This is a genomic window from Streptomyces sp. P17 (assembly GCF_032436805.1).
GTDB lineage: Bacteria > Actinomycetota > Actinomycetes > Streptomycetales > Streptomycetaceae > Streptomyces.
This window is the reverse complement of the sequence record NZ_JAVRBF010000423.1, coordinates 1-372: the sequence shown is the minus strand read 5'-3', so window position 1 is coordinate 372 and position 372 is coordinate 1. Positions and strand designations below refer to the sequence as shown.

1 protein-coding gene is annotated in these 372 nt (G+C 62.6%); it reads right to left on the bottom strand.

What is annotated here, in order from left to right; translation table 11 throughout:
• Positions 1-56 precede the first annotated feature (56 nt).
• A partial coding sequence (locus RMT89_RS41570) for a hypothetical protein (protein WP_315888944.1) occupies positions 57-372 on the bottom strand: 316 nt, incomplete at its 5' end.

The following is a 372-nucleotide window of genomic DNA, read 5'->3' as shown; positions in this document are numbered from 1 at the left end:
CTTCCGATCTCATCACCGCTCTGATAGCCGATCTCAGCCACAAGACACCACCCCTCTCAAAAACTCATCGTCAGCAGGCTCACCTCACGCGACCCACCATCGGCACCGCCCACCACACCAACCTTCGGCGGCGGCGGGATCGGGTCGCGGATTTCCACGACCGGTTGATGATCGAGCAGCCACACGGCACCCACAGCAGCGATCAGCGGAGACGCATCACACGGCGACCCACGCCGATCGATCACATCCACTCCACCGAGACGACGCGTCGCAGCCATTGACGCTGGCGCATCGAGACCGGGCTGCGCATTGTGCGCCAGCCGACCCGATGTCACCAACGCGAAAAAGTCCGTGTACGAGTTGAGCATGTCC